Below are 14,063 nucleotides of genomic sequence, written 5' to 3'. Positions count from 1 at the left end.
GCCTATCGCGCCGCGGCCGGCTGCCGGACGCGTATGGTGATCTTCTCCGACACGATGGGCGGCTCGAACGGATAGTGCTTGGCATCGCCCAGCACGAGTTGAAGCGTGTGCGTCCCGGGCGGAAGCTCGAGCAGCGTTTCGGTCTGCCCTGCCCCGAAATGCAGATGCGACTTGTCCTGCAGGATCGGCTCCTTGGGATCGATGGGGTCGTTGACGTCGATCAGCAGATGATGGTGACCGGCGTTCTGGTACTCGTCGCCGGCATGGGTCACTCCCATGTTGCGCAAGCCGAACCGGACCCAGAATCCGCCGCGCACCTTCTGCCCGTCACGCGGGGTGATGAAATAGAGCTTTGCGTCCTTGGGCGCTGCCTTGCCCTGCGAAAAGGCTGCCCCCGGAAGCAATGCGAGCGCCGCCGCCAGCGCGACGCAACGAAGGATCTGCATCAAACCAACTCCACCACTTAAGGACTGAGCGCCACGCGGAATCCGTGCGTGGGGTAACGAACATTGGTGTCGTAGCCATCGCGGTTGGACGGCCGCACATATCTCGAATCGTTCTTCCAGGAGCCCGAGCGCAGGACATGAGCGCTGCAGTCCCCGCTGCTCCATGCCGAGCCGTCGGTGGGCGCGCCCTGATAGGTCTTGTGCCAGCAGTCCTCGACCCACTGATCGACGCTGCCGCCCATGTCGTGGAGCCCGAACGGGTTCGGCTTGAAGCTGCCGACTTTCGCTGGCTGCTCGGCCGCGAGATCACCGCAATCCTTGCAACCGGCCATGCCCGGCTGCAGCTTGTCGCCCCACCAATATCTGGTCTGCGTTCCGCCCCGCGCGGCATATTCCCATTCGGCTTCGCTCGGAAGCCGATACGTCTTCTTCGTCGCCTTGGCGAGATAGGCCGCATATTGCTGCGCGTCGGTCCAGCTCACATTGCTGACCGGCGCATCGTCCTTGCCGATGGCGGTGAAGCTGCACGCCTTTGCAGCGGCGCACTCGTTCCATTCCTGCACGGTCACGGGATATTTGCTGATCGAGAACGGCTTCACCGTCACCTGATGGACGGGACGCTCGGTCGGGTCGTCGTTGCTTCCCATCGCAAAGCTGCCGCCGCGAATGGCGACCATCTCGGGTTCGCGGACGGGAATCGGCGATTGACTTACCGATTGACTCGTCGATTGACTTGGCGCCGGAGCGGGCGATGGAGATGATGAAGCCGACGAGGGAGAAGGCTGCGGCGTCTGCGGCGCCGCTTCGCGCGGCGGAGGCTGCGGGCTCGGCGATGCGGCAGGAGAGGCGGGAGTGACGGCGGCCTGCTCGCCCACCCTGCCCGGCGCCTGAGCCAGAAGATACCACAGCACGCCGGCGGCCATCACCGACAGCGTGATACCCAGGAGAAAGATCAGGGCATTCTCGCGCCGCCCCCGCGTCCTGCCGACCGCGTCTGCATCCGGCAGCACTTTATAAACGCGCACGGGATCGGTGATGTTCTTGACCTTGCGGTCCCCGAGCGACTCGTAACCGCACACGACCTTGTGCTTGATCTGCTCGTAGATCGCGCCGGAGATAAAGACCTGGCCTGGCTCGGCGATGCCCTCGATACGCGTGGCGATATTGACGCCGTCGCCGTAGACGTCGTCAGGCTCCACGATGACGTCACCGAGATTGACGCCAATCCGGTACTCGATCCGGGTGTTCTTCGGAAGCGAGGCGTTGCGGCCGATGAGATTCTGCTGGATGACGATGCTGCATCGGACGGCCTCGACCGGACTGTCGAAAATCGCGATGAAGCCATCGCCCGTCGTCTTCACCAGACTTCCGTTGTGCTCGACGATGCTGGGCTGGATGAGATCCCGCTCGATCCGCTTGACGCGGACGTGCGTGCCCTCTTCGTCGGCCTGCATCAGGCGGCTGTAGGAAGCGATGTCACCGACAATGATGGCCGCGAGGCGACGAGGCATAGGGCCGTGCGAAGGCGGCTCGTCATTCCCGGATCTGAAGTTGCGAATTTCGCCCATTGCGGGGACTCCACAAACTTGCAAAGGCAGACCCCAGCCTACGACTGCCAAAGGCGATCGTCTGTGAAGGCTATCACATCGATGGAATCGGGCAATGTCCGTGGAATCGCAGGCGCCGAGTTCCGAAAGGCGAAGGCGTCACGTCGAATGAACCTTCAGGACCCCACCGACGACTAATGCCCGGCGTGGAACTAATCACCTCGCTCCGCCCTGCGATGATGCTGTCAGCTGTGCGGACGTTGAACGCGTCGCACCGGGGCTGCGTCTACAGCGTACAGCTCAGCTGCTGCACGCGAGGCCATCATGAAGTCTTTTCTCGTTGCGGCCGTCTTCCTTGCCGCGCTCGGCGGCGCCGCTCACGCCGAGGAGGCCGACGATATCCGTGAGGCCATCAAGGCCGAAGCCGAAACCTTCAACGCGCGCATGTATGCCGGCGAACCCGGCAACAAGGCCTATGCCTGCTTCGTGCGCCGCTACGATGCCGAGCATCTGGCGCACCATCCGAAGCAGAAGGTCGCCTCGATGAAGCTGCTGATCTCGGCGGAGATGGACACCGAAGACAAGCAGTTCCACAACTCCTTCCGCCTCGGCTTCAGATATCGTCACCGCTCCGGCGATTTCGATTCCAGCGGCTCCTGTCATCACGCTGTGTTCACCAAGGACGGCACCGAAATCCGCCTCGGTTGCGGCGTCGACTGCGAGGGCGGCGGCATCGGCGTCGCGCTCTCGAAGGACGACAAATCGGCGATCGTGCGGCTGGCGCGGGTCAGGGTCTGGCAGAACAACAAGCCGGACGACGATGCCGAACTGTCACTGGTCGCCGGGGCCGACGACGGGATTTTCCGCCTAGATCGAACGGACAATAAGGAATGCGCCTCGCTCGTGACCGACCGCAAGGAACTCGCCGCGCTCCGCCACAAATGATATGTGTCCGGCACAATCGAGGGGAGATCGTCATGAACCGCCGGAACATCTTGTGGAGCGCCGTCTCAGGCCTGGGCGCGGCACTTGGCGCCTCCAGCGCGAAGGCCTCGACCGAGGCCGGCACGGGCAACAAGCTGAAGGTGGTCTATCACCTGAGCGATGCCGAGAAGGTCAACTTCGTCCTCGGCAACATCCAGAACCACATCGATGGCGTCGGCGGCCCCGACCATGTGACGATCGCGCTGGTGATCCACGGCCCGGCACTGAAGGCGTTTCACTCGGCGCAGGCCAACCCTGACATTAGCAAGCGCGTCGGTGATTTTTCCAAGGATGGCGTCGAGCTTGCCGCCTGCGGCAACACGATGAAGGCGCAGAACGTCACGCTCACGGATCTCCTGCCGGGCTTCGTCAGCGCGGAGAAGGGTGGCGTCGTCCGTTTGGCCGAGCTCCAGTCGCAGGGTTATCTCTATCTGCGGCCGTAGGAGCGCGCGCTCGACATCCCCCTTGACGTACCCATAACCCCAGGGTTATGAATATATCCATAACTTGCAGGTTATGGATTTTATGCCCGCCACCGCTCACGACCTTCTGTTCAGGACGCTCGCCGACCCCACTCGTCGGGCGATCTTCGAGCGATTGTGCCGCGAGGGCGAACAGACGGTCGGAGCCCTGACAGCACTGTCGGGCGTTTCCCAGCCCGCAGTCTCAAAACATCTCGGCGCGCTGAAGCAGGCTGGCCTGGTGCGCGACCGGCATCAAGGGCGGCAGACGCATTACAGCGCCCAGCCCGGCGCGCTCAATCCGCTGATCGACTGGACCAGCCAGATGACCGGATTCTGGCAGAACCGGCTCGATGCGCTCGACGATCTCCTGAAGAGGATGGACCAATGAACGAATCCCCCACCGAAACCCGATCTGTCGTCGTCGAGCGCGAATTTGCCTTTCCGGCAGAGCGGATCTGGCGCGCGCTGACGCAGCCACATCTGATCGAGGAATGGCTGATGAAGAACGACTTCAAGCCGAACGTGGGCCACCGCTTCAACCTTCGCGGCGAGTGGGGCGGCGTGCTGGACTGCGAGGTCCTCACCATCGAGCCGCAGAAGACACTCGCCTACACCTGGAATTTCTCGCATGACGACGCGGCGTTCGATCTCAAGAGCGTCGTGACCTTCACGCTGACGCCGGTGGGCGCAGGCACGCATCTGCGCGTCGAGCAAGCGGGCTTCAGCCCGACGCAGAAGCAGGCTTTTGGCGGCGCGCATGCCGGCTGGAAGCAGTTTCTCGCCAAGCTGGACGAGCTGCTGGCAAGGGCAGACTAGCTTGGCCGCCGGCCTTCATTCAATCATCTCAAGAGGAGGTTTCATTGACCGGAAACATGTGGGTTCGACAGATCCATCGTTGGCTGTCGATCGCTTTCACGCTTGCCGTCATCGCCAACATCGTCGCCCTGACGCTGCAAGTCCAGGCGACGTGGATCGGCTTGCTCGCCTTCGTCCCATTGATCCCATTGCTTGCGACCGGACTCTACATGTTCGCGCTGCCATATCTCGGCCGCAGCCGCGGCGCCCGACAAGAGGCGTGAACATGAAGAAGGCCATCACCGTGAAAAACAGCAGCGCGACGAAGGCGGATGGCGCTTCGCCATCCAGGATGATCGACGGCAGGATCAAGGAGCTCGGCGACTGGCGCGGCGACATGCTCGGACGAATCCGCGGCCTGATCAAGGAGGCCGATCCTGACGTCGTCGAGGAATGGAAATGGCGCGGCGTTCCGGTGTGGGAGCACGACGGCATCATCTGCACCGGCGAGACCTACAAGGCCGTGGTGAAGATGACCTTTGCCAAGGGCGCAGCGCTGGACGATCCAGCCGGCCTGTTCAACTCGAGCCTCGACGGCAACGTGCGGCGCGCGATCGATATTCGCGAAGGCGAGAAGATCAACGAGAAGGCGTTGAAGGCGCTGATCCGCGCAGCCGTGGCGCTGAATGCGTCCAAGAAGAAGCCGGCGAAACGTTCCGGATAGAACAGCCGTTGTGGAGCCACGAACGCTTTCCTTCTCCCCTTGTGGGAGAAGGTGGCGCGAAGCGCCGGATGAGGGGTCTCTATCGACACGGGAAACGTTGAGAGATACCCCTCACCGCAGTGAGCTTGTGTCTCCGAGCGTCGCCGCCCTCTCCCACACGGGGCGAGGGCGCATCAACGCGCATCTCGCCGTATTGCTCCGCATAGTCAGCAGCGTCAGGCCACCGCCGAGATCGGGCGCGGGCTCACGACATATTCGCGCAGCACCTTGTCACCGGCGTCGACCTCGATCAGTGCGACGTCGTAGGTCCAGAGATCGGCTAGATGCTGGAGCACGCGCTTGGCGTCGGTCTCGTTGAGCTGCGCGCCCTTGATGACATGGTGATGCAGGATCAGCCGCCGGTCGCCGGAGAGATCGACGTCGACCACCTCGATATTCGCGTCGATGTAGCCGACATCGTGCTGCCGTGCCAGCTCGCGCCGGACACGGCGGAAGCCCCGCTCGTCGTGAATGGCGTCGACCCGGATGCCGGCGCGTTCCTCGGGGTCATCATGCAGGTGGAACATGCGGAGGTGCCGCATCAGCTTCGGACTCAGGAACTGGGCGATGAAACTCTCGTCGCGGTAGTTGGCCCAGACGTCGCGCAGCACGCCCATCACGTCGTTCTTGCCGGCGATGTCCGGGAACCATTCGCGGTCCTCGTCTTCCGGCCTGGTGACGATGCGCTCGATGTCCTGCATCATGGCGAAGCCGAGCGCATAGGGATTAAAGCCGGAAAAGCGCTGGTCATCGAATTCGGGCTGGAACACGACATTGGTGTGCGACTGCAGGAATTCGAGGAAATTGCCGTCGCTGATGCGGCCCTGCTGATGCAGCTTGGTCATGATGCGATAGTGGACGTAGGTCGCCGTCCCCTCGTTCATCACCTTGGTCTGGCTCTGCGGATAGAAATATTGCGCGATGTGGCGGACGATGCGCAACAGCTCGCGCTGCCAGGGCGCCAGCCGCGGCGCGCTCTTCTCGAGGAAATACAGCAGGTTCTCCTGCGGCAGGCCGAGCAGCTTGCGGCGGCGTTCGATGCTGAGCGCGGACCGGGTCTTGCTCTTTCCCGCCGGCACGGTGCGCCAGAGGTCGTTGAAGACCTCCTCCTCGTGCTGGCGGCGGCGCCCTGCCCGCTTCTCTTCGGCGCGGAGGTCGAGCTTCTTCTTGCCGGGATAGCGGTCGATCCCATGCGACATCAACGCATGCGCGGCATCGAGGGTGCGCTCGACCTCCACCCGGCCGTAGCGATCCTCGCATTGCATGACGTAGTTCTTGGCGAAATCCAGATAGTCCAGGATGCCGTCGGCGTCGGTCCACTGCTTGAACAGATAGTTGTTCTTGAAGAAGTGATTGTGGCCGAAGGCGGCGTGCGCGATCACCAGGGTCTGCATCGTCGCCGTGTTCTCTTCCATCAGGTAGGAGATGCAGGGCGAGGAGTTGATCACGATCTCATAGGCGAGGCCCATGAGGCCCTTGCGGTATGAGGCCTCGTGATACGCAAAGTGCTTTCCGAACGACCAGTGCTTGTAGAACAGCGGCATGCCGACCGACGAATAGGCGTCCAGCATCTGCTCGGCGGTGATGACTTCGATCTGGTTCGGATAGACGTCGAGCCCGAGATCTTTCGTCGCCACCTCCTCGCAGGCATCCGTGATGCGCTGCAAGGTGTGAAAATCCCAATCGGCGCCTTCGAACAAGCGTTCCGTCATGGAGCGGCTTTCTCCTGGGCAGTGTCGCGGCGCTGAAACAGATCGTGGAACACCGGAAAAATTTCGCTGCGCTCGCTGACCTTGCGCATCGAGAGCGGTGCGCCGCTGTTGCGCAAGCGCTCGTAGAGGGTCCAGAGCGAGGAGTCGGACAGATCGAAGGCGCTGCCGCCGGACTCGCCGACCTCGAGATAGGCGAAGAACTGGCAGACCGGCAGGATTTTGTCGGTCAGCAGCATGCCCGCGAGCTCGCCGTCGGAATAGGAATTGTCGCCGTCGGAAGCTTGCGCAGCGTAGATATTCCAGTCCGACGGGCTGAAGCGTTCGCGCACGATCTCGTGCATGGCCTGCAGCGCGCTGGAGACCAGCGTGCCGCCGGAAGCCGGGCCATAGAAGAAGGTCTGCTCATCCACCTCCTCGGCGCGATCGGTGTGGCGGATGAAGACGATGTCGACATGCTTGTAGCGGCGCTTCAGAAATACGTAGAGCAGCATGTAGAAGCGCTTGGCGAGATCCTTCATGTGCTCGGACATCGAGCCCGACACGTCCATCAGGCAGAACATCACAGCCTGGGCAACGGGCTTTGGAACCGTCTCGAAGCGGCGGTAGCGGATGTCGAGCGGATCGATGAAGGGAATGCGCTTGGATTTCGCCTTCAGTTTTTCGAGCTGGGCTAGCAGCAGCAGACGCTCGTCCTCATCTGCGCAGGCAGCGATGGCGGATTCAAGCTCTTCGATCTCCTCCTTGCTGGGACGCTTGAGCGCGATACGGCGCGCCATTGCGCGCCGAACCGTCCGGCTCACCGAGATGTTGGATGGCGAGCCCGACGTGGTGTAGCCGGCGCGCTGGATGCCCTCGCTCTCGGTCTGCGCGATCTTGCGCTTGGCGAGATCAGGAAGTTCGAGGTCATCGAGGAAGAGATCGACGAATTCGTCGCGGCTGAGCACGAAGCGGAAGGCGTCCTCGCTGTCGCCTTCGCCCGGACCGGAATCCTCGGCACTGCCCTGGCCGGAGCGCTGGAGATAGTCGCCCTCGATGAACTTCTTGTTTCCGGGCAACACCATGTCGCGCGTTCCGCCGTCGCGGCGGAAACGCGGCTCGTGCATGCCGTCGAGCGGAATGGTGACCTCGCCACCCTCCAGGACGTCCTTGATGTCGCGTTCCTGCGAGGTCTTCTTGACGGCGCCCTGCACCAGGGATTTGGCCCGACGCAAGAACCGCTGCCGGTTCTCGAGACTCTTGCCGCCTGGATTCAGGCGCCTGTCAATAATGTGAATCGGCACTTTTCCATCCGCCTCAACCGGCCTGCTTCACGCGCATGTACCATTCGACGAGCCGGCGAACCTGACGCTCGGTGTAGCCGCGCTCCACCATGCGTGCGACGAACTCGCCGTGCTTCTTCTCCGTCTCGCCGTCCTTCTTCGACCCGAAGGAGATGACCGGAAGCAGGTCCTCAACCTGGGAGAATATCCGCTTTTCGATCACATCGCGAATCTTCTCGTAGGAGATCCAGGTCGGATTCTTGCCGCCGTTCTGGGCGCGCGACCGTAACGAGAATTTGACCACCTCGTTGCGGAAATCCTTCGGGTTGGCGATGCCCGCCGGCTTCTCGATTTTGGTCAGCTCCTGGTTCAAAAGCTCACGATCCAGCAGCTGGCCGGTGTCGGCGTCCTTGAAATCCTGGTCCTCGATCCAGGCATCGGCGTAGTCGACGTAGCGGTCGAACAGGTTCTGGCCGTAATCCGAGTAGGATTCGAGATAAGCCTTCTGGATCTCGTTGCCGATGAACTCGGCATAACGCGGCGCAAGGTCGGCCTTGATGAATTCGAGGTAGCGCTTCTCGACTTCCTCGGGCAGTTGCTCGCGCTTGATCGATTGCTCCAGCGCGTACATCAGATGCACCGCGTCGGCGGCGACTTCCTGCGGATCGTGGTTGAAGGTCGCAGCCAGGATCTTGAAGGCAAAGCGGGTGGAAACACCGTCCATGCCCTCGTCGACGCCGGCGGCATCGCGATATTCCTGGACGCTGCGCGCCTTCGGATCGGTCTCCTTCAGGCTCTCACCGTCGTAAACCCTCATCTTGGCGTAGATCGTGGAATTTTCGTGCTTGCGCAGGCGCGACATCACCGAGAACCGCGCCAGCGTTTCCAGCGTCGCGGGCGCGCAAGGCGCGGCCGCGAGCTCGGAGCCCTGGATCAGCTTCTCGTAGATCTTCTGCTCCTCCGTGATCCGCAGGCAGTACGGCACCTTGATCACGCAGATGCGGTCGATGAAGGCCTCGTTGTTCTTGTTGGCCTTGAAGCTCGACCACTCGGCTTCATTGGAGTGCGCAAGGATGACGCCGGTGAAGGGGATCGCGCCGATGTTCTCGGTGCCGATATAGTTGCCTTCCTGCGTCGCGGTGAGCAGCGGGTGCAGCATCTTGATCGGCGCCTTGAACATCTCGACGAATTCGAGCACGCCCTGGTTGGCGCGGTTGAGGCCGCCGGAATAGCTGTAGGCGTCGGGATCGTTCTGCGCGTAGGTTTCGAGCTTGCGGATGTCGACCTTGCCGACCAGCGAGGAGATGTCCTGGTTGTTCTCGTCACCCGGCTCGGTCTTGGCGATCCCGATCTGGCGCAGCCGCGACGGCTGGATCTTTGCAACCCGAAACTGGGAAATGTCGCCGCCGAAGGCTTCCAGCCGCTTGTAGCACCACGGGCTCATCAGGCCGGTGAGACGGCGGCGCGGAATGCCGTATTTCTCTTCCAGCATCGGGCCGAGCTGATCCGGATCGAACAGGCTGAGCGGGCTTTCGAACACGGGCGAGAGCTCGTCGCCGGCCTTGAGCACGTAGATCGGATGCACTTCCATCAGCGACTTGAGCCGCTCAGCGAGCGAGGATTTGCCGCCGCCGACCGGACCGAGCAGATACAGGATCTGCTTGCGCTCTTCGAGGCCCTGCGCCGCGTGACGGAAGAAACCGACGATGCGCTCGATGGTTTCTTCCATGCCGTAGAAACCGGCGAAGGCCGGATAGGTACGGATCGTGCGGTTCAAAAAAATACGGCCAAGGCGTGGGTCCTTGGCCGTGTCAATCGTCTGGGGCTCACCGATCGCTGCTAGCAGTCGTTCGGCCGCGTTTGCGTATTTCATGGGATCGCTTCGACACGATTCCAGATATTCCGCCATCGACATGTCGTGTTGGCTTCTCGCCTCGAACGACTTAGCGAAAGCGTTGAATAGAGAATCGTTGTACATGATCCCTCTCCGCGTGAGTTCCGCTACACAATTGAACGAAAGCAGCGACCGGACCGTTCCTTAGCGCCACTCTCGAATCAGCGTGAGCACATGACGATCATTCGACACCCGGGCGCCTTCTCGGCGCAACGCACAACGTAGGCACAGGGTGAGTTACGAACAGGCACCTGCCTGATATTTGAGCGAATCTTTGTCTATATTGGCTCATTTCCAGAAAATGTCACTCGCTCGCAACATCCGGGCATTACCGGGGATGCGTTCATCCGGCGCCGCATCATAGCCGTCTGCGAACGGCGATCTTATGACGCTTGTGCGGCGAAGCCTTGCATGGCGCGTTCATCTTCCTGCTGCAATGCGGTGCGTGGACCGCCGGCGGCGTGACAGTCGCGGCAAACGCGCAGCAGTGTATCAAAATCGGTCGCCAGGCCCTCCGACCGGATGACGATGCGATCGTCCGTCGCACCGCGGGCCAAGCCGCGGATGCTGCAGAGCTGCCTCTGCAAGGCCGGCGTCGGCGTCAGCACGATCACCTTGCGCCCGCGGCGTTCTTCAGCCGAAATCTCCGCGATCGAGTCCCACAGCAGAAATTCATTGCCGATGCGAAGGTCGCGAATGCCATAGGGGGTGACGATCACCACCGATGCCCGCTCGGCGGGGAGCATCCAGATCAGCCGGCCGGTCATCGCGGCGAACGCCACCACGCCGGCATAGCCGACCGTCGTGTCGTAATCGCCAAAAGCATTCCACCAGCCCAAGGCGAGCGTTGCGCTGAGCAGCGTCATGGCGAAACCCGCAACGATCAGCAACCGCAGTTGGGTCGTACATGGACCGATTTCGAGATCGTGGGACGCATCGACGCATCCGGTCGACGTGACCGACTGGGGGCTGTCTGTGACAGCGAGCGCCAGACGGTCATGATGTGCTTGCATGCTTTCCCCCAGCATGGCCATTCGCGACCGAGCCACGATGCATCAGGCGGACCGGAATCCGCTGATGAGTACTCCGCGCAGCCACTGGCGGCGAGGCGAGGCAGCTGGCGTTACACAACAAGGGCCTAGCCGATTCCTCACGGCCAACGACCTTTTACGCAACTCGGCTCCCTCTACGCGGATCGCCATGATCGCGACGGAGTTACACTGGAGGATATGACGCCCATACCCTTGATTGGTTCCCTCAAGGAAGCATGTAAGCTAGAGGATAGCGCGTCAGGACCGGCGCGGAAACCCCTCGCCCGCAGGCTTGGAGATAAATTAGCATCATGAATCCCGTCAAAGAACTGGAAAAGCACGGACAAGCCGTCTGGCTGGACTTCCTGGCCCGCGGCTTCATCGCCAAGGGCGACCTGAAGCGGCTGATCGACACCGACGGCGTCAAAGGCGTCACCTCCAACCCCTCGATCTTCGAGAAAGCGATCGGCAGCTCGGACGAGTACGACGCGCCGATCGGCAAGGCATTGAAGCGCGGCGATCGGTCGGTCGCCGATCTGTTCGAGGCCGTCGCGGTCGAGGACATCCAGAACGCCGCCGACGTGCTGCGCCCGGTCTACGACCGCCTCAAGGGCGGCGACGGCTATGTCAGCCTGGAAGTCTCGCCCTATCTGGCGATGGACACGGGTGAAACGGTCACAGAGGCGCGGCGGCTCTGGAAGGACGTCAACCGCAAGAACCTGATGGTGAAGGTGCCGGCAACGCCGGAGGGCCTGCCGGCGATCGAGACCCTCATCGGCGACGGCATCAGCATCAACATCACGCTGCTGTTCTCCAGGGACGTCTATCTGCAGGTTGCCGAGGCCTATCTCGCCGGTCTGGAGACATACGTCGCAGGTGGCGGCGATCCCTCGCACGTGGCGAGCGTGGCGAGCTTTTTCGTCAGCCGCATCGACTCGGTGGTCGACAAGCAGCTCGACGAGAAGATTGCCCGCGCCAACGACCCGAGCGAGAAGGAACGGCTCGCCGCGCTGAAGGGCAAGGTCGCGATCGCCAATGCGAAGGTCGCCTACCAGGATTACAAGCGCCTGTTCTCAGGTCCGCGCTGGGACAAGCTCGCGGCCAAGGGCGCCAAGCCGCAGCGCATGCTGTGGGCCTCGACCGGCACCAAGAACAAGGACTACAGCGACGTCCTCTATGTCGAGGAATTGATCGGTCCCGACACCATCAACACCGTGCCGCCGGCGACATTGGATGCGTTCCGCGACCACGGCACGCCGCGGGACAGCCTGGAAGAGAATGTCGACGACGCCAGGCGCGTGCTGGAAGAACTGGAGCGCTCCGGCGTCTCGCTCGATGCTATCACCGAGGAACTCGTCAAGGACGGCGTCAAGCAGTTCGCCGACGCCGCCGACAAGCTCTATGGCGCTGTCGCCCACAAGCGCGCCACCGTGCTCGGGCCTGCGATCGACCGCCAGCTTCTCTCGCTCGGCGACGGCCTCGGCAAGGCCGTGGCCAAGAGCACCGAGGAATGGCGCGCGTCGGCAAAGATCCGCAGGCTGTGGCAACGGGACAAATCGGTCTGGACCGGCACCGACGAGGACAAATGGCTCGGCTGGCTCGACAGCGCCGCCAAGGCCGACGTCGCCGATTATGAGGATTATGCCAGCCGCGTGAAAGGCCAGAAATTCTCCGACGCCGTCGTGCTCGGCATGGGCGGGTCAAGCCTCGGGCCGGAGGTGCTGGCCGAGACCTTCGGCAAGAAGCCCGGGTTCCCGAAGCTGCACGTGCTGGATTCCACCGATCCGGCGCAGGTGCGGGCAATGGAGGCCAGGATCGACATCGCCAACACCGTGTTCATCGTCTCCAGCAAGTCCGGCGGCACCACCGAACCGAATGCGATGAAGGATTATTTCCACCAGCGCGTCGCGCAGGCGGTCGGACCGAAGGTCAAGACCGGCCATCGCTTCATTGCGGTCACTGATCCCGGATCGTCGCTGGAGACGGCGGCGAAGACGCTAAGCTATGCGCGCATCTTCCACGGCGAGCCCTCCATCGGCGGACGCTACTCGGTGCTCTCGCCATTCGGCCTGGTGCCGGCGGCAACCGCGGGCGTCGATATCAAGACCTTCATCAAGCACGCGCTTGCGATGGCCCGCTCCTGCGGACCGGACGTGCCGCCGGCCGAGAACCCCGGCGTGCAGCTCGGCCTTGCCATGGGCCATGCAGCGCTCGAAGGCCGCGACAAGGTGACGATCCTGTCGTCGAAGAAGATTGCCGATTTCGGCGCCTGGGCCGAGCAGCTCATCGCGGAATCGACCGGCAAGGACGGCAAGGGCCTGATCCCGATCGACGGCGAGCCGCTGGGCGAGCCGGCGGTCTACGGCAATGACCGGCTCTTCATCGACATCCGTATCGAGGGCGAAGCGGACGCCGCCCATGACTCGCAGCTTGCTGCGATCGAAGCGGCCGGCCATCCCGTCGTGCGCATCGTGATGAAGTCGATCGACCATCTCGGCCAGGAGTTTTTCCGCTTCGAGATGGCAACGGCGGTCGCGGGCAGCATCCTCGGCATCAACCCGTTCGACCAGCCGGACGTGGAAGCGGCCAAGATCAAGACCCGAGAGCTCACCGCCTCGTTCGAAAAGACCGGCGCGCTGCCGGCCGAGCAGCCGGTGGTCAGCACCACCGAGGCCGATCTCTACACCGACGAGACCAATGCCGCAGCCCTGCGCGCTGCCGGCGCCAACGGCGACCTCACCTCCTGGCTGAAGGCGCATCTGTCGCGCTCCAATCATGGCGACTATGTCGCCCTGCTCGGCTACATCGCCCGCGACAAGGCGACGATCGACGCGCTCCAGGCCATGCGGCTCGAGGTGCGCGAGAAACGACACGTTGCGACCTGCGCCGAGTTCGGCCCCCGCTTCCTGCACTCGACGGGGCAAGCCTACAAAGGCGGGCCGGACAGCGGTGTGTTCCTCCAGATCACCGCCGACGATGCCAGGGACCTGCCGGTGCCGGGCCAGAAGGCCAGCTTCGGCGTCATCAAGGCCGCGCAGGCGCGCGGCGACTTCGACGTGCTTACCGAGCGCGGCCGGCGCGCGCTGCGGGTCCACTTGAAGGGCGGGCTCAAGAAGGGCCTCGCGGCGCTCAATGCGGCGCTCAACGAGGCACTGAACTAAGGGAATT

At 62.8% G+C, this 14,063-nt stretch carries 13 protein-coding genes; 7 read left to right on the top strand and 6 right to left on the bottom strand.

What is annotated here, in order from left to right:
* Nucleotides 1–2: 2 nt before the first annotated feature.
* Both IVA93_RS08340 and IVA93_RS08335 read right to left on the bottom strand, forming a co-directional pair.
* Entirely contained in the window at nucleotides 3–446 is a 444-nt protein-coding gene (locus IVA93_RS08340; RefSeq protein WP_018454075.1) for a DUF4399 domain-containing protein, read from the bottom strand.
* A 17-nt stretch (nucleotides 447–463) separates the two neighbouring features.
* Nucleotides 464–2,014, bottom strand: a complete 1,551-nt coding sequence (locus tag IVA93_RS08335; RefSeq protein ID WP_026232666.1) for an SUMF1/EgtB/PvdO family nonheme iron enzyme — start codon at nucleotides 2,012–2,014, stop codon at nucleotides 464–466.
* Between the two features lie 303 nt (nucleotides 2,015–2,317).
* Between IVA93_RS08335 and IVA93_RS08330 the strand changes: the two genes are divergently transcribed.
* From IVA93_RS08330 to IVA93_RS08305, 6 genes are all read left to right on the top strand, one after another.
* Nucleotides 2,318–2,938: a hypothetical protein gene (locus IVA93_RS08330; protein ID WP_018454073.1), complete on the top strand. Its 621-nt coding sequence runs from the start codon at nucleotides 2,318–2,320 to the stop codon at nucleotides 2,936–2,938.
* Between the two features lie 32 nt (nucleotides 2,939–2,970).
* Complete coding sequence (locus IVA93_RS08325; RefSeq protein ID WP_018454072.1) at nucleotides 2,971–3,420, top strand: DsrE family protein; 450 nt, start codon at nucleotides 2,971–2,973, stop codon at nucleotides 3,418–3,420.
* 82 nt (nucleotides 3,421–3,502) lie between these two features.
* Nucleotides 3,503–3,829, top strand: coding sequence for an ArsR/SmtB family transcription factor (locus IVA93_RS08320; protein ID WP_018454071.1), 327 nt, complete (start codon nucleotides 3,503–3,505; stop codon nucleotides 3,827–3,829).
* Nucleotides 3,826–4,257 carry an SRPBCC family protein gene (locus IVA93_RS08315; RefSeq protein WP_247789744.1) on the top strand — a complete coding sequence of 144 codons (432 nt, stop codon included), beginning with the start codon at nucleotides 3,826–3,828 and terminating at the stop codon, nucleotides 4,255–4,257. The genes IVA93_RS08320 and IVA93_RS08315 overlap by 4 nt, the downstream gene beginning before the upstream one ends.
* Nucleotides 4,258–4,301: 44 nt before the next feature.
* Complete coding sequence (locus tag IVA93_RS08310; RefSeq protein WP_026232665.1) at nucleotides 4,302–4,520, top strand: hypothetical protein; 219 nt, start codon at nucleotides 4,302–4,304, stop codon at nucleotides 4,518–4,520.
* Nucleotides 4,521–4,522: 2 nt separating this feature from the next.
* Nucleotides 4,523–4,960, top strand: a complete 438-nt coding sequence (locus IVA93_RS08305) for a DUF1801 domain-containing protein (protein ID WP_026232664.1) — start codon at nucleotides 4,523–4,525, stop codon at nucleotides 4,958–4,960.
* Nucleotides 4,961–5,175: 215 nt separating this feature from the next.
* On the opposite strand, the gene IVA93_RS08300 is transcribed toward IVA93_RS08305, so the two are convergent.
* The 4 genes from IVA93_RS08300 to IVA93_RS08285 all read right to left on the bottom strand — a co-directional run bounded on the left by IVA93_RS08300 (nucleotide 5,176) and on the right by IVA93_RS08285 (nucleotide 10,898).
* A complete protein-coding gene (locus tag IVA93_RS08300; protein WP_018454067.1) occupies nucleotides 5,176–6,711 on the bottom strand; it encodes a SpoVR family protein in 1,536 nt (511 codons plus the stop codon).
* The gene (locus IVA93_RS08295) at nucleotides 6,708–7,985 is read right to left on the bottom strand and encodes a YeaH/YhbH family protein (RefSeq protein ID WP_247789915.1); all 1,278 of its coding nucleotides are present in this window, start codon (nucleotides 7,983–7,985) and stop codon (nucleotides 6,708–6,710) included. The genes IVA93_RS08300 and IVA93_RS08295 overlap by 4 nt, the downstream gene beginning before the upstream one ends.
* A 19-nt stretch (nucleotides 7,986–8,004) precedes the next feature.
* The gene (locus tag IVA93_RS08290; RefSeq protein ID WP_018454065.1) at nucleotides 8,005–9,948 is read right to left on the bottom strand and encodes a PrkA family serine protein kinase; all 1,944 of its coding nucleotides are present in this window, start codon (nucleotides 9,946–9,948) and stop codon (nucleotides 8,005–8,007) included.
* A gap of 299 nt (nucleotides 9,949–10,247) precedes the next feature.
* Nucleotides 10,248–10,898, bottom strand: coding sequence for a hypothetical protein (locus tag IVA93_RS08285; RefSeq protein WP_018454064.1), 651 nt, complete (start codon nucleotides 10,896–10,898; stop codon nucleotides 10,248–10,250).
* Between the two features lie 308 nt (nucleotides 10,899–11,206).
* On the opposite strand from IVA93_RS08285, the gene IVA93_RS08280 reads away from it, so the two are divergent.
* Entirely contained in the window at nucleotides 11,207–14,056 is a 2,850-nt protein-coding gene (locus IVA93_RS08280) for a bifunctional transaldolase/phosoglucose isomerase (RefSeq protein WP_018454063.1), read from the top strand.
* Nucleotides 14,057–14,063 lie beyond the last annotated feature (7 nt).

This window comes from Bradyrhizobium sp. 155, from assembly GCF_023101105.1.
GTDB lineage: Bacteria > Pseudomonadota > Alphaproteobacteria > Rhizobiales > Xanthobacteraceae > Bradyrhizobium > Bradyrhizobium canariense_D.
The sequence above is the reverse complement of the archived record's forward strand: the minus strand, read 5'-3'. Positions and strand labels throughout refer to the sequence as shown.

Excerpts from the sequence above, each read along its gene's own strand:
- IVA93_RS08340 (WP_018454075.1), bottom strand. The coding sequence starts at position 446 with ATGCAGATCCTTCGTTGCGTCGCGCTGGCGGCGGCGCTCGCATTGCTT.
- IVA93_RS08335 (WP_026232666.1), bottom strand. The coding sequence starts at position 2,014 with ATGGGCGAAATTCGCAACTTCAGATCCGGGAATGACGAGCCGCCTTCG.
- IVA93_RS08330 (WP_018454073.1), top strand. The coding sequence starts at position 2,318 with ATGAAGTCTTTTCTCGTTGCGGCCGTCTTCCTTGCCGCGCTCGGCGGC.
- IVA93_RS08325 (WP_018454072.1), top strand. The coding sequence starts at position 2,971 with ATGAACCGCCGGAACATCTTGTGGAGCGCCGTCTCAGGCCTGGGCGCG.
- IVA93_RS08320 (WP_018454071.1), top strand. The coding sequence starts at position 3,503 with ATGCCCGCCACCGCTCACGACCTTCTGTTCAGGACGCTCGCCGACCCC.
- IVA93_RS08315 (WP_247789744.1), top strand. The coding sequence starts at position 3,826 with ATGAACGAATCCCCCACCGAAACCCGATCTGTCGTCGTCGAGCGCGAA.
- IVA93_RS08305 (WP_026232664.1), top strand. The coding sequence starts at position 4,523 with ATGAAGAAGGCCATCACCGTGAAAAACAGCAGCGCGACGAAGGCGGAT.
- IVA93_RS08300 (WP_018454067.1), bottom strand. The coding sequence starts at position 6,711 with ATGACGGAACGCTTGTTCGAAGGCGCCGATTGGGATTTTCACACCTTG.
- IVA93_RS08290 (WP_018454065.1), bottom strand. The coding sequence starts at position 9,948 with ATGTACAACGATTCTCTATTCAACGCTTTCGCTAAGTCGTTCGAGGCG.
- IVA93_RS08285 (WP_018454064.1), bottom strand. The coding sequence starts at position 10,898 with ATGGCCATGCTGGGGGAAAGCATGCAAGCACATCATGACCGTCTGGCG.
- IVA93_RS08280 (WP_018454063.1), top strand. The coding sequence starts at position 11,207 with ATGAATCCCGTCAAAGAACTGGAAAAGCACGGACAAGCCGTCTGGCTG.